Genomic DNA, 22,762 nt, shown 5'->3' with positions numbered 1-22,762 from the left:
ATGCCAGATTTGCCTGTTCCAGTTTCGAACCAGGAAGAAGAACGCATTATTGTCATCCGTCCCGACGGCAGCCAGGAACTGATTGGCCTGACTCAGAACATGGTTGTCCTCGACGAGCAGGGCAACCGCAGATTCATTAAGCAGAAATCCGTCATCATGACCGGCGACGGAAGATTGGTGATGAACCCTGAAAAAGCCAGGCTCTACCAATGCGCAACATGTCCGGAAGGTACTTTGAGCACGCACCATACCATCCGTACATGCAGGATCTGCCATCTTAACTTTTGTCTTCATCATGCCCAGGAGATGCCCAATCCTGACGGAACTGTCACGTATTTTTGCCTTCATCATGCCCGTCGTCAAGCATGGATGCGACGACTTGGATATTTGTTCAGTCTGGAAAGATGACACGTTTCCAGTTTGACCAATACTATACCTGGGCAGAATCATTTCTTCAAAAATGGAGGATTGATCTTTCAAATCCTCGGTTATGCAGGACGCTGCTCTCGATAGACAAGGAAAACCCTCAAGAAGTAGATTTCAAGACTCTGCAGTGGCTCATCCAGCAGCTTAAGCCTTTCTATGATTATTTCGAAAGCCCTACAGGATATCCGGTTATTGTCGCGCCGCCTGGCACGTTCAAGGGGCGCATCCATATCGGCAACCAGGTCGGGAACAATATGCCGTTGTTTGTTGAACCGCTTCAGTGCGTCCGAAACATGACTTTCACCGGACCTGTGGGAACAGGCAAAACCACAATCCTGCATAACGTCCAGGACCAGCTTCTGACCAGTGGCGTGAAAATCCTGGCACTGGATATCAAGGATGACATGTTATACCAACTGAAACGCTGGCCCAAGATGCTACTGTTGTCAGGAAAATCCAAGCTCCCGATGCTGCAGAAACCTGAATGGCTCTCCATAAATGATTTTATCTCGCTCCTTGCAGAGAACTGGAAAAAGACAATGTATTCAGGAGAAATTCAAGCAGGTTTGTTAACCAGGGCCTTGGACATGGTGTTTAAGGAGCAGCGGTATCCTTGCTGGAATGACGTAAAAACCCAGCTAGACTCTTTCCTGAACTGGAAGGGGAGAACGATGGGAGTCACCGACGGAATCTATGGGCTGCTGAACCGTCTCAGGCAACTGGAAACCCAGTTCCCCGAACCCTTCCACTGCAGAAGAGGTGTTTCATGGGAGACGCTTTTCTCGAACTCTCTCGTCATGAATGCGCAACAGCTTACATCCTCCATCTCCTTTCTGTTCCTGCTATTCATTAATCTTCTCTTTACCCGGCAGCGGGCACATGCCGACCGCGATAATCTAAGCTACCTGATTTACACGGACGAAGGCTACCAACTCTGGTCAAAGCTCCAGAAGAAAAACATCTATGAAACTTCTCATTTTTCTGAACTGCAGAGTCTCTTGAGAGAATTCTCTTGCGGAGTTTGCCTGTCTTCCGTGAATCTGTCCCACCTTGACCCGATCAGTCTCTCAACGACAAACATTTTTGTGGTGCTCGGTGCAACCAGCGGGGAAGAGGTCAGGATGGTGCAGCAGACTCTGAACCTTGAGAAGCACCAGTTGCCTGCAGTGAGTCGTTTACAGTTGGGCATGGGGTTGTTGAATGTCAAGGATGGTGGATGGAATGATGCAGTACTTTTCAAGTTCCCGCACCGTAAACAGTTCGATAAACGAGTCTCCTTCTCTGACAGGGAATCGTTTGAACAGCGTATCAACCAACTCATACCCGCGGACAAACCCGCACCCAATATTCTCCCTAGAACTCAAGAATCAGCCCGAGGGGAACATGCAGACCCATCACCGAAAACATCAATCACCGAAAAAGAGAGGAAACTGCTTGAAGCGGTTGTCATGAAAATCCAGCCTTCTACTTCATCCTATCGCGATGCTGGGATTGAACATAACCAAGTCGGGCACAGGCTCAAGCAGAGTATGGTCGCAAAAGGATTGCTTAAGGAACAGCGAATCATTGGACGAGCAGGAAGAGGCGGGTGGTTCACTGCACTGCAACCGACCCAGAAAGCCATCCAGACTTTTGGCCTCAAGAGACCCAAGCTTACCCGTGGCGGGGATTCTCTTCAGCACCAGTATCTCTGCCAGGAATACGCTGCTCTTATCCCGGGGGCGAAAGTGGATTTCAAGCTCGGCGACAAAAGCATGGATCTATTCTTTCTTTACAAGGACACGCTTCATCGAACCCTGTTCAAAAACCTTATCCTGAATTCCCACCCCTTGACAAAAACCCCACTGAAGTTTCCTGAAGATGATGGGTACTGTTGCATTGAAATTGAAGTGAGCTCGTCCAACAACGCCCTTTGTAATGTTGAAAAGGACCATGATGCAGGCGCATGCTTCATCATCGAGGCAGTCATGCCGTCCCATGTGGATAAAGCTGTTCAACACCTCATGTGTAAAGTTCCCGAGGAAATCAAGCCAAGGGTCGCTGTGATGGATGCACTGATACTGCTGGATGCATTAAGAGGCTTTTCAGATGGAGAATCTGGAACTGATTGAGTATACCCGTCGGGTCTGGGAACCCAAGTACGGACGTACTCTTTCAGATGAAGAGTGCGAGGAAATCATACATAATGTCAAGGAGTTTGTTTTTTCGCTAATGGAAATACAACAGAATCATCCAGAAGAAGTGAGTAAGGAAAAAGAGAATGTGGAGGAAAAAACACTTGCGCTGGTAAAGTGAGTTGCTTGACAATTTATAATAGTATTGGTATATTACTACCGTAGATATCCCGCTAGTGGAGAGGGCTATGGGCACTGATGACGCAAAACAAATCCATATCAAGATGTCCCAGGAGTTTCACCAGAGAATACGGTTACGGGCTGCTTATGATGATCTCTCTATCCAGCAATGGGTCATGAAAATATTGGAGAATGAATTAGACAAAATGGAGATTGGTCTCATCGAGAAAGGAGAACGCTCATGAAAAAAGGTGTCCTCTATATCCGTGTTTCTTCTAAAGAACAGGCAGAAGGGTTTTCTCTTGAAGCTCAACTGAGCGCATTGCAAGAGTACGCAATTAAACATGAGATCGAAATCCTGCAAGAATACAAAGACACAGAGACAGCCAAACAGGCTGGCAGAAAATCCTTTAGGGAGATGGTGAAATTTCTTAAACGAAACAATAATGTTCAGCATTTGCTTGTTGAGAAAACTGACAGGCTTTATCGCAACTTGAAAGATCGAGTGACTGTATCTGAAATGGACTGGCTGAACATCCACCTGGTGAAAGAAGGCGAGGTATTAAACAAGGAAAGCCGAAGCCACCAAAACCTAATGCACGACCTGAAACTAGTCATCGCAAAAAATTACATCGAAAACCTTTCAGAAGAAGTCAAAAAAGGCCAGTCAAAAAAAGCAGAGACCGGGGTGCTCCCAACATTCGCCCCTCCAGGCTATGTCAATGTAAAGAAAGGCATTGAACTGAACCCACCGTACAACGCTTATGTCAGGCAGCTTTTTGAGTGGTTCGCCACTGGAGACTATTCCCTTAAGTCTCTCGTAAGAAAAGCCAAGGAATCAGGATTCACCCATCCCCAAACCAAACAGCCCTTCACAAAATCCAGCATCCACAGAATTTTGTCCACCACGTTCTACTACGGGATGTTCACATGGGCAGACAAGACCATTCACGGGACGCATCAACCTATCATTAGCAAACAACTCTTCGACGAAGTACAGCGTACCTTGAACAAGAAAAATCACGGCTCAGAATCAAAAAGGAATTTTCCTTTTGTTGGGTTGTTGAAGTGCCAGGCTTGCGGTGGTTCAATCAGTGCAGAACTAAAAAAGGGAAAGTACGTCTATTACCGCTGTTCATTTTACAAGGGGAAGTGCGGTAACGATTACATCCGCCAGGAAAAGCTGGACACCTTGCTTGGAGGAGTAATTAAGGACATCAAGATTCCGGACGATATCGCAAAATGGATGTACACAATGCTTGAGAGTGAACTGAAGGAGATGGATAAACATCGTCAATCTCAGCATCAAGCAACACTGAAACGTATTGAGGTGCTGAAAGAGCACTTGAACAAGGCATATGTCGATAAGCTCGACGGAAAGATTACTGAGGAGTTCTGGAACGAGATGAGCCAGACATGGCAGGCTGAGTTGGTCAACCTTACCCTAAGCATGTCAAAAAACAAAAAACCAGAACAGCTATTGAGGAGTACGCGTGATATTTTCGAACTCACGCAAACCGCACATATACAGTACATTAATGCAGATTATTCAGAAAAACGCAAGCTGCTGAATTCTGTTGTTTCGAACTGCACCTACTATCAAGAAAACCTCGATATTACATACAAAAAACCTTTTGACATCCTTGTAAAAGGGAACAAAACAGGAGACTGGCGGAGAGGGTGGGATTCGAACCCACGGTACCTTTCGGCACACCGATTTTCAAGACCGGCTCCTTCAACCTCTCGGACACCTCTCCAGGTAAAGAGGGACTATTTTACCATTACTGAGTGGGAGATAACCTTTGCGATAAGGCTATGCGTGCCATTGGGTTTGTTTTGTATTAGTTTGATAAGAAAAGAGGGGTGGGATTTGCCCGTTTAAGGCCAGGATGATGGGCTGAAAACACTCTGAGAGGGTGGAGGGAGGGTTCGAGGAAACCCACGGTACCTTTCGGCACACCGATTTTCAAGACCGGCTCCCTATCCCTGAGCCCATTCCTATCCCTGCTTAACCGTCGGATCCGCCCGTGATTGCTGCGTCAGGTTCGCTCGAAATTCCTCGATGTATCCTCCGGATACGCCTGCGGATTTCCTCGCTCACCTTCCTGGCACTCCCGCACGGCTTCACCGGTACGCGACGGGATATCCATGGTTCATGGATGACCTCTCGGACACCTCTCCAGGTAAGGAAGGACTATTTTACCATTACTGAGTGGGAGATAACCTTTGCGATAACGCTTTGTGTTAAGTCGGGTTTGCTCTGTCATGATTGATGAGAAAAGAAAGGTGGGATTCGCCCGTTTGAGGCCAGGATGATTGGCCGAAAACACTCCGAGAGGGTGGAGGGAGGGTTCGAGGAAACCCACGGTACCTTTCGGCACACCGATTTTCAAGACCGGCTCCCTATCCCTGAGCCCATTCCTATCCCTGCTTAACCGTCGGATCCGCCCGTGATTGCTGCGTCAGGTTCGCTCGAAATTCCTCGATGTATCCTCCGGATACGCCTGCGGATTTCCTCGCTCACCTTCCTGGCACTCCCGCACGGCTTCACCGGTACGCGACGGGATATCCATGGTTCATGGATGACCTCTCGGACACCTCTCCAGGTAAAGAGGGACTATTTTACCAATACCAAATAGCTGCAGCTTTCTCTTACGCGTGGTCGACTTTGATCCGGGTCACATCGCATCCCAGGGCCTGGAGTTTCTGCTCCATGGAGGAGTAGCCCCGGTCGAGATGGTAAATTCGGCGCACGACCGTTGTCCCTTCTGCGGCCAGGCCGGCAATGACCAGGCTCGCAGAAGCGCGGAGGTCCGATGCCGTGACGTTGGCCCCGGAAAGACGGGAGGGTCCAATTACTGTGGCCTGGGCGCCGGACAGCTTGATATCCGCCCCCATGCGGCTCAGCTCGGCAACATGCTGGAACCGGTTCTCGAAGATACTCTCATGGATGACGGAGGTGCCGGATGCCTGGGTCATGAGGGCCATGTACTGGGCCTGCAGATCAGTGGGAAACCCGGGATAGGGAGCCGTGTCCATGTGTTGTGCTGCCAGGTTCCGATGGCCGTTAATTCTGACCCCTTCATCCTTTGTTTCAATATCGGCGCCAATTCGGGAAAGCTTCTGGATTACGGCTCCGAGGTGGTCGGTTTCGATTCCCGTGAGGGTGACCTCGCTGTCGGGGAGGGCCGCAGCTAGGAAGAGGTAGGTCCCTGCTTCGATTCGGTCAGGGATGATCGAAAAGGATCCTCCCGACAGCCGGGATTTTCCGTGAATCATGATGTTGTCCGTTCCGTCCCCTTGGACCTCCGCCCCCATGGTGCGCAGCATTTCCGCCATAAAGATGACTTCGGGCTCTTCCGCACAGTTGGCCAGGCGGGTTTCCCCGTCAATGAGGGCCGCGGCCATCATGAGGTTCTCGGTTCCCGTGACCGTTTTCAGGCGAAAGGTATAGTCAATGGGTTTCAGCCCATCCGTTTCGGCAAGGATATAGCCGTGCTCCACCTTGATTCTGGCTCCCATGAGTTCGAGTCCTTCAAGGTGCATGTCCACCGGGCGGACCCCGATGGCGCATCCCCCCGGCAGAGAAACGCGTGCCCGACCGCATCGGGCCACGAGGGGACAGAGAACAAGGATGGATGCCCGCATGGTTCGGACAAGATCGTAAGGAGCCTCCGGGTTGTTGAGGTTAGAGGCAGTCAATGAACATCGGGGTGCTTCAAGCTGGACTTCCGCACCCATTCCCCGCAGAAGCCGGGCAAAGGTTCGAATATCGTAGACATCGGGAACGTTGCCCAGGGAAATGGTTTCAGCGGTCAGGAGTGAAGCGGCGAGGGCCGGGAGAGCGGCATTTTTCGCTCCCGAAATCGCCACGTTTCCCCGCGGTCTTGCAGGGCCGTTAATCTGAAAGGCTTCTAAGGTAACCATGTCGCGGTAACGACGCGGGGGATCGATGCGCCGTCCTTCAGAATTTCGATAATCGTCCAGCCCGCATTGCAAAAGAGTGACGCGACCTGTTCCGACTGGTTGTACCCGATTTCCATAACGATCCATCCTCCCGGTTTCAGGTGTGGAGGAATACTATGGCACAGCAGGCGGTAAAAATCCAATCCGTCCCTGCCTCCATCCAGCGCAATCATCGGTTCATACTCCCGGACGGAGCGGGGGAGGGTGGGCAGTTCCGCCGAAACCACATAGGGAGGGTTGGAGATGACGAGATCAAAGGTCGATCCCCGGTTCAGGCCGGTAAGAGCATCCATCGCCACAAGGGATACACCGGCTGCGTTTTTTCGTGCCAGGGCCAGTGCCTCCAGGGAACGATCGCCCGCAAAGATTCTCCAATGCGGTCTGGATGATGTTAGCGATGCCGCGATACATCCGGACCCGGTTCCCAGGTCAAAGACCGTGGCACGATCCGGAAGGTTCAGTCTCAGTGCGGTTTCCACTAATAGTTCGGTTTCCGGCCTGGGAATCAGAACCCGGGAATCCACTTTGATTTCAAGATCACGAAAGGGAATCGTACCGGTGACGTAGGCCAGCGGCTCTTCCCGTTCGATTCGCTCGACCCAGGTCGAATAGGTTTGAACATCGTCTTCGGATACCGCATGGTCTCCATGGGCCAGGATCCAGGCTGTCGATCGCTGAAAACAGGCAGAAGCCAGGGTGACCAGCAGGGTGCGGTCTTTCAGACGGTGAGAGGAACGCTCCAGCAGCTCATTCAGAATCAATAGATTTCAACTGCTCCGCCCGGTCCTCTTCGATGAGGGGATCAATCAGGGGGTCGAGATCTCCATTCATGATCGACTCGAGCCGATAGAGCGTAAGGCCGATTCGGTGATCTGTCACACGACTCTGGGGGAAATTATAGGTTCGGATCTTTTCTGATCGATCTCCCGATCCCACCTGCTTTCTCCGGGAGGAGGCGACTTCCGCGTCCTTTTTCCGCTGTTCCAGGTCATAGAGGCGACTCTTGAGAACGCGCATGGCCTTGGCCAGGTTCTTGTGCTGAGATTTTTCATCCTGGCAGGACACGACAAGTCCGGAAGGCTGGTGTGTAATCCGGATGGCGGACAATGTGCGGTTGACGTGCTGGCCCCCGGGACCGGAAGCGGCAAAGCGGTCGATTCGTAAATCCTTGGGATCAATCTCAACTTCCACTTCCTCGGCTTCGGGAAGAATCGCCACTGTGATGGCTGAAGTGTGAATACGGCCCTGGGCTTCGGTCTCCGGTACCCGCTGCACGCGGTGAACGCCGCTCTCGTACTTTAATCTTGCGTAGACCTCATCGCCTTCCATGACCGCCACCAGTTCCTTGACCCCTCCCAGATCCGTATAGTGCACGTCGGTAATCGAAACAGCCCATCCGCGGGTTTCCGCATATCGTGCATACATCCGGAAAATTTCAGCGGCAAAGAGGGCAGCTTCTTCTCCGCCGGTCCCCGCACGGATTTCAAGGATGATGTTCCGCTCGTCATTGGGGTCCTTTGGAAGAAGGAGAAAGCTGATTTCTTGCTCCAGGGTTTCAAGCCGGGGTTCCAGGTTGGCAATTTCCTCTTCGGCCATCTCACGCAGATCCTCTTCGGCATCCTGCAGCATGGTCCGGGCCTGATCCAGCTGGTCCCTGAGGGAGAGGTACAATCGGGCTTTAGTAATGATGGGCTCGAGTTCCTTGGAGCGCCGAAAGAGAGGCTTGGCTGTTTCACGCTGGCTGAGAACGGCAGGGTCGGCCAGCCGGGACTGGACCTCTTCATACTCTTTTATAAGGGAGTGTAATCGCTCTTCCATGGATACCTTCTACAGAATGGTTTCAGGAGGGGAATTCTTCAGTTTGAGGACTCTCTCCATGCTGAAGATCGCAACTTCCAGCATGGAATCGTCGGGCTCCTTTGTCGTGATTTTCTGCAGCATGAGCCCCGGAGCCATGAGGACTCGGGCCCACCAGGTCTGTCTGCACCGGTGGGAGAGGCGGATCAGCTCGTAGGCGATTCCGGAAATTATGGGAAGGAGGACGACACGGCCCGTCAGCTTGACCCAGAAAGGGGAGCTGTGGGGAATGAGGGCAAAGACGGCAATGGCCACCAGGACGACGAAGAGAAGGAAAGAGGTACCGCAACGGGGGTGAAGAGTCGTTTTAACTTTTGCATTTTCGACGGTAAGGGGCTCACCCGCCTCGAAAACGTGAACAACTTTGTGCTCCGCTCCGTGATATTGAAAGACCCGGCGGATATCCTTCATCATGGAGATGGCCAGGAGATAGAGAAAAAAGATAATGACGCGAATAATGCCATCCACAATGTTGAAAAGAACTCCGTTTTCCAGGTGGAGCATCTGTGTAAGAACCAGGGGAAGAAGCAGAAAGAGAACGGCGGCAAAGAGAAAGGCCAGAACCATGGTGGCCCCGAGAGCCCACGGGGAGATCGGTTTTTCCTTCTCCTCCACGACTTCAGCGGAGAAGTTCAGGGTCCGGATCCCGAGGATCAGGGCCTGGAGCAGGACGATAAATCCACGAATAATGGGGATCTTAACGGAATACTCTTTGAGGGGTTCCTCTTTCCAGACGAGTTCCCCGTCACTTCGCCGTACGGAAACACAATACGCCCAGGGGGCGCGCATCATGACGCCCTCCAGGACCGCCTGCCCTCCGACGATGACGCCGAGGGTAGGCTGTTCGCTCATCCTTTGGTTTCTTTCGTCCCGTACCGACGGCGGAACCGCTCTACCATTCCGGCAGAGTCAAGCAGTTTCTGTTTCCCTGTGAAAAAGGGATGGCATGAGGAACAGATTTCGAGCTTGAGTTCCTTTTTTGTCGAGCGCGTCTTAAATTCGGCACCGCAGGCACAGCGGGCCACGACGTCGTGATACTCTGGGTGAAGACCTTTCTTCATGCTGCAACCTCCTGAAGATGAACCCCCATTATACACCAAAACCTCTCCGGAATGCCCGCGGCACATCCGGAAAGCGGGGAAGAAATGGTATACTACCACAAAATATGATCAATTTCACCGGAAGGACCAGCAGGCAGCCGGGCCGTCTTGCAGTTTTCGGGCTGGTATTTCCCCTTGTCGCTCTCCTTCTGGTGCCCTATTTCCACCACCACCACTCAGCGGAAAGATCTCCAGGAACCCATTTTTCGGGTCATGTCGCCCATGTTAAGGATACCTGTCTACTCTGTCTGTCGGCACACACGATCCCGGCCATTATTACAAAAGCACTGATCAGGATCATTCCCCGAATTCAAAGGGCCGAACCGGCTTCAATTTTCAGGGTGTCTTTTGAACAGATCCTTCCTTCCCGTGGACGGTCACCTCCCCTCTGATCCTTTTCTTCACATTCTGAAAAAATTGTTTTTCACTGTTTGACCGTTTCTGGAGGTGACCATGAAACGCAGATATCTGTTGTATTTTTTCTTTCTTTATCTATTGATTCCATTTTCCCTTTCGGCGCAGGAATCCGGTGGGGAACGATTCCAACCCCAGCTGAATCCTGAGATTTCCGTTCTGGGGGATATGCTCTATCTGGCCACGGATGATGGGCGGGAAGAGTTTAACCTGAGGGTTATGGAGCTTGGTTTTCAGGCTCCGCTCGATCCGCAGACGCGCTTCAAGCTCTTCTGCCATATTCACAAGGAAGAGGAAGATGGTGAACCCACCAATGAATACGGCTTCGATATCGGGGAAGCCTATATCACCTATGTGGGTCTTCCGGGACACATCACGCTCGATGCGGGAAAGTTCCGGCAGCCGTTCGGATCATTAAACCGCTGGCATGTTCATGCCCTGCCTTTGATCCATGAACTCCTGCCTCTTCAGAAATTTTTCGGGCATCACGGACTGACGCAAACCGGGATTTCCCTGACTTCATCGTTTTCCACTCCCCTGGCCCATGCCAATGAATTGTCGCTGCAGGTAACCAATGGTGAAAATGATATTGCCTTTACCGGAGCAAGCTTTGATAAGCCGTCCTTTCTGGTTCATCTGAAAAATTACTGGGACCTGTCCGATGCCGCCTATCTGGAGTGGGGTCTGTCGGCCCTGCGCGGTGCGAATCCGGACGATCAGTGGATGAATTATTACGGGATGGATTTTACCTGCCTGTGGGAGCCACCCGGAAGAGAAAAGTACCGGAACGCCTCGGTTCGGTTTGAGATCATGGAACGTGAGGGTCTGGATGGCAATGACAGCCTTGGAGGATCGCTGATCCTTGAGTCGAGGCTTTCCCGCAGGTGGATTGTTGGAGCTGCGGGGCAATACGCGGAGGAGCCGACGGACAACGCGCTTTCCACGACAATGCTTTCCGGGGTTCTGACGTTCTGGCAGAGTCCCTTTGTCAAGCTCAGGGCCGAATATGACTGGATCGACGCTCCCAACGACGAGCAGACCAACCAGGTCGTGTTTGAGGTTCTCTTTGCAGCCGGGCCTCACAAACACGAAACCTATTGAGGGAGGAAAGACCATGAAACGATTCCTTCTTTTTCTTATCTCCTTTTCTCTTCTTCCGGGTCTTTATGCTGAGGTAAGGGTCGTGACGACTCTTCCCGTTTACGCTCAGCTGGCTGCTATGGTGGGAGGAAACCATGTCCGTGCGGAATCCATCGGGCTGCCCGGTCAGGATCCTCACTTTGTCCGCCCGAAACCAAGTTATGCGTTGAAGGTCAGAAAAGCCGATCTCTTTGTCACTACGGGACTGGATCTGGAACTCTGGGTGCCTGCTCTCCTGGATCGCGCCGGCAATCCGGAAGTCCTCGAAGGGGGGAAGGGGTATGTCTCCGCGTCTGCCGGGATGAACCTGCTGGAAATTCCCTCTTCCTTTTCCAGGTCGGAAGGCTGCATCCATGTCTATGGCAACCCCCACGTCTATATATCACCCTTCAACATCCTTATCGCCGCGGAAAATATCATGCACGGGCTCTCTCGTATTGATCCGGACCACGCGGCGGAGTATGAAACCAGCTATCAGCACTACCGGACCAGAATCCTGGAGCGGATGTTTGGCAGGACACTGCTCTCGAAAGTGCCTGAAAAGGAATTGATCACTCTGACAGAACAGGGTGAACTCTATTCTTACCTCAAGGAACACAACCTGATCGATTTCATGGAGGGGTGGTCGAAAAAGGGATACCCGTTGCATGGGAAGAAGATCATCACGTACCACAAGGCATGGATCTATTTCTGCAAGCCCTTTGGCATTGAGGTCGTCGGACACGTGGAGGAAAAGGTGGGGATTCCTCCCTCCGTTAAGCATATCTCCAACCTGACGAAGAGGATTCGACAGGAAGGAATCCGAGTCATCCTGACCGCGGATTACTATGATCTCGATAAGGTCCAGCGGATCGCCCAGGCAACGGGATGCCGGGCCGTTATCGTCCCCACCCAGCCCGATGAAACATACCCGACCTTTGAAGCCCTCATGGACGGCTGGCTGGATCGCCTCCTTGCCGCCTTTTCGGAGTGACTATGGATGTACTCACCTTAATGGCCCTGCCCTTTCTGGAATGCCTGGTTCTCGTCGGGATCCACTCCTATCTCGGTATCCACGTCATTAAACGGCAGGTGATTTTTGTGGATCTTGCGATCGCCCAGATTGCGGCGCTGGGCATTGCTGTTGCCATGACATTCGGGATCCATCCGGGAGATCCAGGGAGCTACATCTTTTCGCTCCTCTTTGCCCTCGCCGGAGGGACCATTTTCAGCGTGACCCGGTTTCGCAGGCATGGAGTGCCCCAGGAAGCGGTGATTGGCCTTGTCTATGCCCTGGCGGCCGCCCTTTCAATCCTGGTGATGGACCGTTCTCCTCTGGGGAGTGAGCATCTCAAGGAGCTTCTCACCGGCGCCCTGCTCTGGGTCGGGTGGCCTGACATTATCAAGGCTTCGATCATCTATGCCGTGATCGGTATCATCCATTATCGGTTCCAGCCGATCTTTCAGATGATTTCCTCCGATCCGGAACGTGCCAGGGGTAAGGGATACAACCTGTTTTTCTGGGACCTTCTTTTCTATGCGACCTTTGCTGTCGTGATTACAACCTCGGTCCAGGTCGCGGGAATCCTACTCGTCTTTGTCTTTCTGGTGACTCCCGCCATGATGGCAATCAGTGTCACAGACAGGCTATCGATACAGCTTCTCATCGGCTGGACCGCAGGCACGCTTGTCACGATGGCCGGGCTTCTTCTCTCCTATTTCTTTGATCTTCCGGGAAGTCCGACGGTCATCGCTCTTTATGGTGCCGTTCTTCTCCTGTGGTCCCTGTGTGTCTACCTGGTTCGTGCAGAGAGCCGGATAAACGCCCTGAAAAAAGTTGTCATGGGCCTGATGATATCTGTCGGTTTTCTTGCTCTCCTCTTTCTACTGGGAGAATATCTCCATCGAGGCCACGCGGGCTAAAGAGATCATGCGGCTTCGACTAGACCTCCACCTTTGTTATCGGGGAAGCCACGCGGGTGGCTTCCTCGAAGGTGTCCGCGTGCTCTGCCAGGAACGTATCCACCTGGCGGGGGGCGAGACCCACCAGCCTGGCCGGATCTGAAACGTTTTCGAGTTCCTTTTCGGAGAAGGGGATGTCCGGATCATTGGCGACTCGCTGAAAAAAGGAGTTGGAGAGTCCCCGGCGCTGTTCGTCCGAAGCAGCCATAGCGTGCTCCCTCAGGCGTTCGTGAAGAGTCTGACGATCTCCCCCGCGCTTGACGCCTTCCATGAGGATCGTTTCCACGAGAAGGAAGGGGAGCTCTGCCCTGAGGCGGGCATCGATGATTTCATTATGAACGGTGAGGCCCGAAAAGATATCCTGTCCCAGGATCAGAATTGCATCCGTGGTGAGAAAAGCCTGGGGGAGGTAAAGACGGCGGCCTGCGGAATCATCCAGGGTCCGCTCCAGCCATTGATCCACGGCTGTGTCCACCGCATTTCGGGTGAGGTTCAAAAGGTAACGGGATAGAGATGTCAACCGCTCGGAGCGCATTGGATTTCTCTTATATGGCATCGCCGAAGAGCCGACCTGTTTATCTCCCCGGGGTTCGGAAAGTTCTTTCATATGCTGGATTAATCTTAGATCCCGGCTCATCTTTCCGGAAGAAATGGCAATTCCCTCCAGGAGTGTGGAGATCGACCAGTCGAATTTTCGGGGATAGGTCTGTCCGGTGACGGGAAAGGCCTTCCGAAATCCGAGACCTGAAAGAAAATGGGATTCCATCTCCTCAACACGAACGGGATCACCGTTCATCAGCTCAAGGAAGGAAGCCTGGGTGCCTGTGGTACCTTTTGTTCCCCGTAACGGGATCTTTTCCGTGAAGTCGCGAATCGATTGGAAGTCGTTAAGGTAGTCCTGCAGCCACAGGGAAGCACGTTTTCCCAGGGTTGTAGGCTGAGCCGGCTGAAAGTGGGTATAGCCAAGGACCGGCAGGGCTCGGTAAGCAGCACAGAAGTCCCTCATGAGAAGGATCAGGCGGGCCAGCCTCGCAGAGATAAGCTGGAGAGCCTGTTTTACGAGAATCAGGTCCGTATTGTCGGTAATGAAGCAGGAAGTGGCGCCCAGATGGAGGAAGGGTTTGGCAGAGGGGCATTGTTCCCCAAAGTGATGAAGGTGAGCCATGACGTCATGACGGGTCTCGCGCTCGATTTCCCGAACGCGCTCGAAATCGATCGAATACCGGTGAGCTTCCATTTCTGTAAAGGCCTGTTCGGGAATGGGGATCCCCACCGCTGATTCGGCACGGGCCAGGGCAATCCAGAGGGCTCGCCAGGTGGCATAACGATTACGGTCATCAAAGATGGCCGCCATTTCAGGGCTTGCATACCGGGATTGAAGGATGTCCAGCATGGATTTATCCTACCACAGCCACCCCCGGCACGTCATCGGTGCGGCGTTCTGGAAACCTTACAGTAACCCTTTTATTTTCAGAGGGATTTCCGGAAAATACGCAGAATATGGTACAATCTGTCCGTGCGACTACTGGTAATCGGTTCCGGTGGGCGTGAACACGCAATCGTGTGGAAGCTCGCCCAGTCGGAACTTGTTGAAGAGGTCTATTGTGCTCCAGGAAATGCGGGAATCGACCGCTATGCGCATTGCGTAGCGATCCCCCCGGATGACATCCAGGAACTTGCCGATTTTGCCCAGAAACTGAAGATTGACCTGACGGTTGTGGGACCGGAACTTTCCCTGGTTCTCGGAATTGTGGATGAATTCCAGAAACGGGGCCTGACCATTTTCGGCCCCACCATGCGGGCGGCTGAACTGGAAGGCAGTAAAATCTTTTCAAAGCTTTTCATGCAGCGACATAACATTCCCACCGCCCGGGCCGGGATTGCTGAAAGCAGGGAAGAAGCACTGGAAGTTCTCAAGGGATTCGAGATTCCAGTAGTTTTGAAGGCCGATGGTCTTGCGGCGGGAAAGGGAGTCGTGGTCTGCACGGAGCAGAAACAGATCGATGAAACGCTTGATGCTTTCTTTGAAGAAAAGCGTTTCGGCGGAGCTGCCAATCGAATCCTGATCGAAGAATGCCTGGAAGGTGAAGAGGCATCTTTTCTTGTACTCTCTGACGGAGAGCGGATCATTCCCATGGCCTCTGCTAAGGATTACAAGCGGATTGGAGACAATGACACCGGTCCGAATACGGGAGGCATGGGAGCCCATACCCCGGCTGGAGTCCTGGACAAGGAAACCAGTTCGGTAATTCTGAAGGATATTATTCTGCCCACAATCCGCGGAATGAAGGACGAGGGGCGTGAATACAGGGGCGTGCTCTACGCGGGCCTGATGATTACAACCGATGGACCCAAGGTTCTGGAATACAATTGTCGGTTTGGCGATCCCGAAACCCAGCCCATCATGCTCCGTCTGGCCAGTGATCTGTTCCAGATCTGTCTGGCTGGAGCCCGGGGACAATTCAATACAATGCGCGCAGAATGGCTCAAGGAAGCTGCGGCATGTGTCGTTCTTGCAAGCGATGGTTATCCCGGTGCCTATGAAAAGGGTTTTCCGGTCGAGAATCTGGATGACGTGGAGCAGCTTGAGGGTGTGATTGTATTCCATGCCGGGACGAAGATGGATGGAGACCGGTACCTAACGTCGGGAGGCCGGGTCTTTAATGTCTGTGCCCGGGGCCAGACCCTGGCCCAGGCAATTTCCCGATGTTATCTTGCCTGTGACCGTATCCGGTTTGAAAATAAGTACTACCGAAAAGATATCGGTCAGCGGGTCCTGAGGAAGATGCACTATGCCTGAGCCACGAGTTGCGATCATCATGGGTTCGGCCAATGACCTTCCACGGGTCCAGGGAGCCGTAGATACCCTCCGGTCCTTTGATGAACCCTGTGAGGTCAGGGTCCTGTCCGCCCATCGAACTCCCCATGAGGCAGGAGATTACTTTTCTTCGGCCCGAAAACGGGGAATTAAGGTTATTATCTGTGCCGCAGGAGGCGCCGCCCACCTCGCCGGCGTAGCCGCCGCCCATACCACGCTTCCTGTGCTGGGAATTCCTCTGGACTCGTCTCCGATTGGGGGGTTGGATGCACTGATGTCCACCGTCCAGATGCCTCCGGGAATCCCGGTGGCCACGATGGCTGTCGGATCCTGGGGTGCAACGAATGCGGCACTCTTTGCACTTTCCATTCTGGCCCTTCAGGATGAGTCTCTAACAGAAAAGCTTTCTTCTTACAGAGAAAAGATGAGACAAAAAATTCTTACCACCGAGGTCTCGGATTGACAATAGTTGGCGTTCGAAGATTTGGTTGGCCTCGCCTCGAATACTATAAGTTTGAGGGGCCTTCTATTGAAATAGGTACGGCCTGCCTGGTCGAGCAGGAACATGGTCTCGATTTCGGAGAGGTTATTGTCGATGCGCTGCCCCAGGAGTGGGCGGAACGCTTCTCGTCTGCGGGAAAAATTGTCCGTGTTGCGGAAGAAAAAGATCTCCAGGTTTTCGAACAGAAGATCGTTCTGGAGAGACAGGCTTACGATCTTTGCCTGAAGAAGAACGAAGATCTCCGCATCCCGATGAAGCTGGTCCGGGTGGTCTATTCCTATGATCTGAAAAAGGCGATCTTTTTCTACACCGCAACAGGGCGTATCGATTTTCGCCTTCTGGTCAAGGAGCTGGCCAGAACCCTCAGGATTCGCGTGGAGATGCGACAGATCGGGGTTCGTGATGAAGCGAAGATGCTCCCTGGATGCGGGACATGCGGAATCACCCTCTGCTGCTCGACATTCCTGCAGGATTTTGCCCCTGTTTCGATGAAGATGGCCAAGCACCAGAATCTGGTTCTCAATCCTTCCAAGGTCTCAGGCGTCTGTGGACGCCTGAAGTGCTGTCTTGCATACGAATATCACCCGGGTGAAAAAAAGAAAGCCAGTTGCATAATTGAATATGATGATGTAAACTAAGGGTAATCATACTTTCCCGGGGGATATACATCATGAGTCAGAGAAAATTGATTCGCCCCAAGTTATCCGAGGTGCGTACAAAAAGAAAACGCCCATCTGGCCCGGGACGAACTCCGCCCTCGCAGCAGCAGATGAGCCGCAAACCCACACCTCCAGAGCAGACATTCGCAGAGGTTTATTACTATCTCAAACAGATGCATTCAAAAAGCCCTGTTGTTATCGTGATGAAGGATGGAGAGGAATTAAAGGGCTGGATTGAGTGGTACGACAGGGATGTCATCAAGCTGAACCGGCATGAGGGACCGAATCTTATGCTATTTAAAGATGGAATCAAGTATATCTACAAGGACGAAGAACATTCCGGAGCCGAGGAGAGGGAGGAGACGACGGAGGAGTAACGGGTCTTTCGTGGATCGCAGATTGATTTTTCCCATCGCATCGGAATATACTTAGCCTTCTCAACGGGGTGTGGCGCAGCCCGGTAGCGCACCTGCTTTGGGAGCAGGATGTCGGAGGTTCAAATCCTCTCACCCCGACTTACTCCCGTAATTAGAATGTTATCAGGAGTTCCGCATAGTTTGCTGGAAGTTTGCATTTTGGAGGATTTGTGCTCCCGGGTAGGATCGAAAGGGTAATCGCACCAAAACCTCTCACCCCATCACCCGACTTACTCCCGTAATTAGAATGTTATCAGGAGTTCCGCATAGTTTGCTGGAAGTTTGCATTTTGGAGGATTTGTGCTCAGGGGTAGGATCGAAAGGGTAATCGCACCAAAACCTCTCACCCCGTTACCCGACTTACTCCCGTAATTAGAATGTTGGCAAAAGTTCCGCATAGTGTGCTGGAAGTTTGCATTTTGGAGGATTTGTGCTCCCGGGTAGGATCGAAAGGGTAATCGCACCAAATCCTCTCACCCCGACTTACTCCCGTAATTAGAATGTTGTCAGGAGTTCGGCATAGGTTGCTGGAAGTTTGCATTTTAGAGGATTTGTGCTCAGGGGTAGGATCGAGAGGGTAATCGCACCAAAACCTCTCAACCTAATAAAGCCTATACATAGTGCGGGTAGAAAGTGTTACAAACGGTGAAACGTCAGGTTACGTCTGAATATTGTGTCTCGCCCTGGATCAGGTGAGAAACGGAGTCAAGTTCCTTGAGGAGGGTCTCCTTCTCTTTCTTCGAAAGCTCCATACGGTTGCACGCACTTTCAACTTTCTTGCGAAATGCCTGGAGAACAGGGAGGAGATCTTCTCCCGGTTTAAGAGAAGTATCATAGCGCGAGCTGAAAATTGGGGTCTGGCGTCCCGCAATTACCGCCTGTTTTCTCCCTCCGTACTTGGCCTGGTAGAGTGCCGTATCTGCCTGATTGAGAAGATCGGTTGCGTTTTCCGCTGAGTTGAAAGGGAAAGCGGTTCCTCCAATACTTGTGGTTACTTTCAGGTCTTCCGGCCATTCCGACTGGGACATACAGCTCTGCAGCTTCTCTGCGACTTTGTAAACCTGATCCAGAGATGTGGAGGGAAGGAGAACGGCGAATTCGTCGCCGCCCAATCTTCCGACTACGTCATAGGCTCTTACGTTGGACCGGATGGCGATACAGAACTGCCTGAGGATGTCATCCCCGACCAGGTGTCCGTGAATATCATTGATCTGTTTGAAGTTGTCAATATCGAGCATGAGAAGGCCCAGCCCCCCATTCAGACGTCTGGCCCGCTCAAATTCTTCTCCCAGTCTCGTGAGAAAAAAGTTTCGTGAAGAAGCACGGGTCAATTCGTCCACGGTGACGCGGGTAAAGAGTTCGGAATTCTCGATGGCAATGGATGCGAGATTGGCAAAAGCAACGATCGTGGAAATATCCACCTCGCTGAAATCTTCGGTATGCTTTCGGCGATCCAGGTAAAGCACACCGTAGTGAACCCCGTTGCGGGGAAGGGTCAGGGGAACCACGAGGCATTTTTCAATCGTTAATACAGAGAAGCTGTCGTTTCCCGTAGTTTCCTCCGCTGGAGAGCGGGAAAACTGGGCTGTCTTCCTTCCCTTGAACGCATGTTTAACAGCAGAGAGCGAATACTTTCTTTCTCCGTTATCAGGAAGTGTGTCACAGAGAAGTTGAAAGCTCTTTCCATCGGGAGAGTGGATGATGGCACAATAATCTGCGTCTGCCACCGATTTTGATGTCTCTACAATCTTTCGGAGAAGATCGTCGATGTTTTGAAGAGGAATAATTTCATGTAATAGCCCCGTTAGGGATCGAAACCGCGTCCAGACCATGGTAGAAGTATAGCACGACAGAGTGGAAAACCAGACTTTCCTGCTTATGTGAAAATATTTGCAGGAATAAAGGCTGTTGTGAATTGTATGTTTTTCCTTATAATGGGGATGAGAATCTTTCTCTATTTAAAAATTATCCATACATACTTGACATTTGTGAAGATTTTCATTTATGGTTTATACATATGGTATTCAGAAGCCAGCGAACGTGAATGCATCAGTCCGGGCCCGGGGGGTCCGGATCCCGATGCTGGCTCTATTGCGGTACAAGCCCTCCTCTCTGATACCCCTTCCATTCTCTTATAAACCTTACCAAGCGTAGTGTAAAGACCAGGAGGATCGAATGAGACATGCAGCTTTCAAGCTGGTATGGGCTCTCCTGATATTGACTGGCCTCTGTTTTGCTGGCGACGCCGGCCCGTGCCTTGACTGTCACGAAGGCGTTGTAACGTCCATTGCCACGACCATCCATACACGGGTTGCCGGGCTGGACTGCCAGACCTGCCATCCTGCGGCACCCTCCCATGTGGAAACGGGAGATACCGCAGGCCTTATCGTTGATAATCCTCAACAGCAGTGTTTTTCCTGTCATACCGATCTCACGTGTGACGGGGAACATTGTGACCGGGAATCGTTTACGTGCGACAACTGCCATTGTGTCCACCACGGAAGCGGTCCCTCCATGTTGAAGGGAGATGCGACAAAGGTTTGCAGTAAGTGTCATAAGGATGTCGCGGCCAGAATGGATCTGCCCAACCACCATCCCGTTCCCGAAGGAAAGATGACCTGTATCTCCTGTCACTCTCCCCATCGGGATTCCCGAGCGTCGGAAGCCACGGCTGCCGATGTGAACAACCTCTGCTGGAAGTGCCATTCCAGATACCAGGGCCCCTTTATCTTTGAGCATCAGCCCGTAATCGAAGACTGCAGGATCTGCCATGATGCCCATGGTACAGTGGCGGACAACCTGCTGGTTCAGACCGAACCCTTTCTCTGTCTCCAGTGCCATGAATTCCACTTCCATGCTGGACTGGCCGCCAATCACGATACGGATGTAATTGTTGGCGGAGTCGAGTTTTCCAATCCCAACGCGGAAGCGGGATTCAAGATGGCGTATGGAACCAAATGCACGCAGTGTCACCAGCAGATTCACGGATCCGACCTGCCCTCACAGACCGTGCCCGGCCAGGGCAAGGGTCTCCTGAGATAGGAGGGAAGCCATGAAACAAACATTTCTATTTCTCCTGTTGGTGGCTTTGGTTGTGATCCCGGCTTTCGCGGAAGATGGAGGAGGAACCGCCTCGGTACTGGTTACCTCCTTCGAGAACGACGAAAGCCCCACCAAGGCCGCGGAATACCGCGATACCGATGCGGGGTTTGGATTTAGCCTGGACATGTACGGTCAGTTTGGAGAACAGGGTCTATTTTTGATTTCCGGACACCATACATCTCCCGACGAGCAGCAGTACAACATCAGGTTCTGGACCGGACGTCACGGAAAAATCGATGTATCCTACAATGAATTTGTCCACAACCTGATCCATGATCCGCTCGTCAACATGGACGCCGCGTTTGCGCCCAAGGCCAATTTCCATACGGATATGAACCCGATGAGTCAGTACGGCTATTCGGTCAGGGATCTCAAGGCTCGAATGGATTATGCCGTCCATGGTTATGAAAATCTGAAATTCTTCGCGTCCTACAGCAAGCTGGAACGTGAAGGAATGAAGCAGGTTCGAGCCATGTCCCACTGCGCCGGCTGTCACGTGAATGCCATGGACCGGGAGGTCAACGAAGCGACGGAGGATATCGAAGCCGGTGCTTCCTGGACGATCGGGCGCCTTCGCCTGATGGCCTCCCACCTGACACGATCATACTGGGAAAACGGTGCCACGCCGACCGTTCTTTATGATCTGGCCGAACACCCGGTTCAACACACGCCTGCGTTTAATGATCGAATCTCTTTTGACATTTCGGATGGTCCTCAGATGGTGGAGCGTGTACCCGACGTGGAAAAAAGCCAGAACCAGGTCCGACTGGACTACGGCTGGGATAGCGGTACCTTCACCACCGCGTATACGATGGCCGAAGTGACCAACCAGACCGCAGATCTGAGCTTTGATTACAATGCCTGGCTGGCCAGCGGCGCCCAGCGTCTGGGAGAGAAGACCTGGCTGAAACTGAGGGTTCGTACCTACGAGATCGATAATGACGACTACTTTGTCGATATTGTCGAGCCCGTGGCTGTTGCCGGACCCTATGCCGGTCAGACTTACCAGGAACACTACGGGTACAATCCTGATTTTCTGCGAACGAGCGGGATGAATCGCTCGGTCACCGATGGGATTGCCGAAATCCGTTACCAGTATGCGCGGATGGGATCGTTCCGGTTCGGATATCGATACCTTTCGGAGGATCGGGACACCTACGAAGTCCAGGAAGGGGAAACGGAGACCATTACGGGCCGTCTCTACATGGACTGGCGCCACGTGATTCCAAAGTCCTGGAAGCTGATGGCTTCTCTGGCCTACAGCGATATTTCCCACCCCTTCGCCAACGTCAACGGCGGCTGCACTCCCGATATGGACACCGAACCTGTGTCCAGTCCCATGGCCCCCGGTTCTATCCAGTACTGGGAGTGGCAGGACGCCAGACAGGCGGACCTGTCCAATCAGCCTTCGGAGAGGATGCAGTTTCGCGCGACAGCCTCCCGTCCCCTGGGACAGAAAACCTTTCTCATGTTGAGTACCAGTTACACGGACGATAAGAACGATGAACTCGACATGTCGACATGGGATCGGGATATTACCCTTGCCAGTGCCTACATCAACTGGATACCATCCCAGAAGTGGAGCTGGTTCACGGGATACACCTATATGAAAGAGACGACGGATACGCACATCTGCATCCCCGTCTTTGATGGGTGAGCAGGCGGTGTCACAAGTGGCCAGTTAGGCCACACTGCCGATGATGTGAGCTACGACACCGAATCCAATATCCTCTACCTGTCCACGCGGGTCATGCCCACGGAGAAGATGTCCCTTTCCCTCGGTCTTTCTTACGTAACCTCAACAGCGGGAATGAATATGATTCAATTTACTCCCATTTCCCAGGAAGCTGCCGATGCACTGGGACATGAGGACTACGACTTTTCAGCCGTCCACACCTACTCCGATCTGGACATCTCCCGTCTTGAACTGAATGGAGACATGACCCTTCAGCTTTCAAAAAAAGTGGGGGTTGTCTTTGGATTCCTTCTCAGCGACTATAAAGATGACGATCCATACCTGCAGGATACAGGCGGAACCTATTCCTGGGTCTGGACCGGCCTGAAATTCTGGTTCTAAGATTCACTACGCTACTAACTAGATACCGGGAGGCATGCGCCTCCCGGTTT

The 22,762-nt window shown here is 52.3% G+C and carries 22 protein-coding genes and 2 tRNA genes; 16 read left to right on the top strand and 8 right to left on the bottom strand.

The genetic code is table 11. The features are described 5' to 3' along the window. The 4 genes from PLD04_08615 to PLD04_08600 all read left to right on the top strand — a co-directional run bounded on the left by PLD04_08615 (nt 1) and on the right by PLD04_08600 (nt 2,965). Nucleotides 1-408 carry a hypothetical protein gene (locus PLD04_08615; protein HXK68395.1) on the top strand — a complete coding sequence of 136 codons (408 nt, stop codon included), beginning with the start codon at nt 1-3 and terminating at the stop codon, nt 406-408. Then, nucleotides 405-2,537, top strand: a complete 2,133-nt coding sequence (locus PLD04_08610) for a hypothetical protein (GenBank protein HXK68394.1) — start codon at nt 405-407, stop codon at nt 2,535-2,537. The genes PLD04_08615 and PLD04_08610 overlap by 4 nt, the downstream gene beginning before the upstream one ends. Then, on the top strand, nt 2,515-2,721 hold the full coding sequence (locus tag PLD04_08605; GenBank protein HXK68393.1) for a hypothetical protein: 207 nt from the start codon (nt 2,515-2,517) through the stop codon (nt 2,719-2,721). Before PLD04_08610 ends, PLD04_08605 begins: the two co-directional genes overlap by 23 nt. A gap of 67 nt (nt 2,722-2,788) precedes the next feature. Then, nucleotides 2,789-2,965: a hypothetical protein gene (locus PLD04_08600; protein HXK68392.1), complete on the top strand. Its 177-nt coding sequence runs from the start codon at nt 2,789-2,791 to the stop codon at nt 2,963-2,965. Nucleotides 2,966-4,389: 1,424 nt separating this feature from the next. Here the strand turns inward: PLD04_08600 and PLD04_08595 are convergent. The 6 genes from PLD04_08595 to rpmE form a co-directional block, all read right to left on the bottom strand. Then, a tRNA-Ser gene (locus PLD04_08595) sits at nt 4,390-4,477 on the bottom strand. Nucleotides 4,478-5,372: 895 nt separating this feature from the next. Further along, nucleotides 5,373-6,647 carry a UDP-N-acetylglucosamine 1-carboxyvinyltransferase gene (gene murA / locus PLD04_08590; protein HXK68391.1) on the bottom strand — a complete coding sequence of 425 codons (1,275 nt, stop codon included), beginning with the start codon at nt 6,645-6,647 and terminating at the stop codon, nt 5,373-5,375. Continuing rightward, entirely contained in the window at nt 6,635-7,447 is an 813-nt protein-coding gene (gene prmC, locus PLD04_08585) for a peptide chain release factor N(5)-glutamine methyltransferase (protein HXK68390.1), read from the bottom strand. Before prmC ends, murA begins: the two co-directional genes overlap by 13 nt. Continuing rightward, the gene (gene prfA, locus PLD04_08580; protein ID HXK68389.1) at nt 7,434-8,504 is read right to left on the bottom strand and encodes a peptide chain release factor 1; all 1,071 of its coding nucleotides are present in this window, start codon (nt 8,502-8,504) and stop codon (nt 7,434-7,436) included. Before prfA ends, prmC begins: the two co-directional genes overlap by 14 nt. Nucleotides 8,505-8,513: 9 nt before the next feature. After that, on the bottom strand, nt 8,514-9,395 hold the full coding sequence (locus PLD04_08575) for a DUF1385 domain-containing protein (GenBank protein HXK68388.1): 882 nt from the start codon (nt 9,393-9,395) through the stop codon (nt 8,514-8,516). Then, entirely contained in the window at nt 9,392-9,604 is a 213-nt protein-coding gene (gene rpmE / locus PLD04_08570; protein HXK68387.1) for a 50S ribosomal protein L31, read from the bottom strand. Before rpmE ends, PLD04_08575 begins: the two co-directional genes overlap by 4 nt. A 104-nt stretch (nt 9,605-9,708) precedes the next feature. On the opposite strand from rpmE, the gene PLD04_08565 reads away from it, so the two are divergent. From PLD04_08565 to PLD04_08550, 4 genes are all read left to right on the top strand, one after another. After that, entirely contained in the window at nt 9,709-10,035 is a 327-nt protein-coding gene (locus PLD04_08565; protein HXK68386.1) for a hypothetical protein, read from the top strand. Between the two features lie 61 nt (nt 10,036-10,096). Further along, nucleotides 10,097-11,158, top strand: a complete 1,062-nt coding sequence (locus tag PLD04_08560) for a hypothetical protein (protein HXK68385.1) — start codon at nt 10,097-10,099, stop codon at nt 11,156-11,158. 13 nt (nt 11,159-11,171) lie between these two features. Beyond that, complete coding sequence (locus PLD04_08555) at nt 11,172-12,170, top strand: metal ABC transporter substrate-binding protein (protein HXK68384.1); 999 nt, start codon at nt 11,172-11,174, stop codon at nt 12,168-12,170. Nucleotides 12,171-12,172: 2 nt separating this feature from the next. Next, nucleotides 12,173-13,099: a metal ABC transporter permease gene (locus PLD04_08550; GenBank protein HXK68383.1), complete on the top strand. Its 927-nt coding sequence runs from the start codon at nt 12,173-12,175 to the stop codon at nt 13,097-13,099. Between the two features lie 19 nt (nt 13,100-13,118). Here the strand turns inward: PLD04_08550 and purB are convergent, their stop codons facing one another. Further along, a complete protein-coding gene (gene purB / locus PLD04_08545; protein ID HXK68382.1) occupies nt 13,119-14,531 on the bottom strand; it encodes an adenylosuccinate lyase in 1,413 nt (470 codons plus the stop codon). A gap of 123 nt (nt 14,532-14,654) precedes the next feature. Here purB and purD point away from each other — a divergent pair, with 123 nt between their 5' ends. The 5 genes from purD to PLD04_08520 all read left to right on the top strand — a co-directional run bounded on the left by purD (nt 14,655) and on the right by PLD04_08520 (nt 17,632). Next, nucleotides 14,655-15,938 carry a phosphoribosylamine--glycine ligase gene (gene purD / locus PLD04_08540; protein HXK68381.1) on the top strand — a complete coding sequence of 428 codons (1,284 nt, stop codon included), beginning with the start codon at nt 14,655-14,657 and terminating at the stop codon, nt 15,936-15,938. Then, nucleotides 15,931-16,419 carry a 5-(carboxyamino)imidazole ribonucleotide mutase gene (gene purE, locus PLD04_08535; GenBank protein ID HXK68380.1) on the top strand — a complete coding sequence of 163 codons (489 nt, stop codon included), beginning with the start codon at nt 15,931-15,933 and terminating at the stop codon, nt 16,417-16,419. The genes purD and purE overlap by 8 nt, the downstream gene beginning before the upstream one ends. After that, on the top strand, nt 16,416-17,096 hold the full coding sequence (gene ricT / locus PLD04_08530) for a regulatory iron-sulfur-containing complex subunit RicT (GenBank protein ID HXK68379.1): 681 nt from the start codon (nt 16,416-16,418) through the stop codon (nt 17,094-17,096). Before purE ends, ricT begins: the two co-directional genes overlap by 4 nt. 131 nt (nt 17,097-17,227) lie before the next feature. Then, nucleotides 17,228-17,494, top strand: coding sequence for an RNA chaperone Hfq (locus tag PLD04_08525; GenBank protein HXK68378.1), 267 nt, complete (start codon nt 17,228-17,230; stop codon nt 17,492-17,494). Nucleotides 17,495-17,558: 64 nt separating this feature from the next. Beyond that, nucleotides 17,559-17,632 (top strand) — tRNA-Pro (locus PLD04_08520). Nucleotides 17,633-18,186: 554 nt separating this feature from the next. On the opposite strand, the gene PLD04_08515 is transcribed toward PLD04_08520, so the two are convergent. Continuing rightward, nucleotides 18,187-19,365, bottom strand: a complete 1,179-nt coding sequence (locus PLD04_08515; GenBank protein ID HXK68377.1) for a sensor domain-containing diguanylate cyclase — start codon at nt 19,363-19,365, stop codon at nt 18,187-18,189. Between the two features lie 343 nt (nt 19,366-19,708). Between PLD04_08515 and PLD04_08510 the strand changes: the two genes are divergently transcribed. The 3 genes from PLD04_08510 to PLD04_08500 are packed head-to-tail and all read left to right on the top strand — an operon-like array spanning nt 19,709 to nt 22,712. After that, nucleotides 19,709-20,575, top strand: a complete 867-nt coding sequence (locus PLD04_08510) for a cytochrome c3 family protein (protein ID HXK68376.1) — start codon at nt 19,709-19,711, stop codon at nt 20,573-20,575. Between the two features lie 10 nt (nt 20,576-20,585). Further along, nucleotides 20,586-22,292, top strand: a complete 1,707-nt coding sequence (locus tag PLD04_08505) for a GSU2204 family CXXCH-containing (seleno)protein (GenBank protein ID HXK68375.1) — start codon at nt 20,586-20,588, stop codon at nt 22,290-22,292. A 45-nt stretch (nt 22,293-22,337) separates the two neighbouring features. Next, entirely contained in the window at nt 22,338-22,712 is a 375-nt protein-coding gene (locus PLD04_08500; protein HXK68374.1) for a hypothetical protein, read from the top strand. Nucleotides 22,713-22,762 lie beyond the last annotated feature (50 nt).

The organism is Thermoanaerobaculia bacterium, assembly GCA_035593605.1.
In the GTDB taxonomy this organism is placed as follows: Bacteria; Acidobacteriota; Thermoanaerobaculia; order UBA2201; family DAOSWS01; genus DAOSWS01.
The sequence above is the reverse complement of the archived record's forward strand: the minus strand, read 5'-3'. Positions and strand labels throughout refer to the sequence as shown.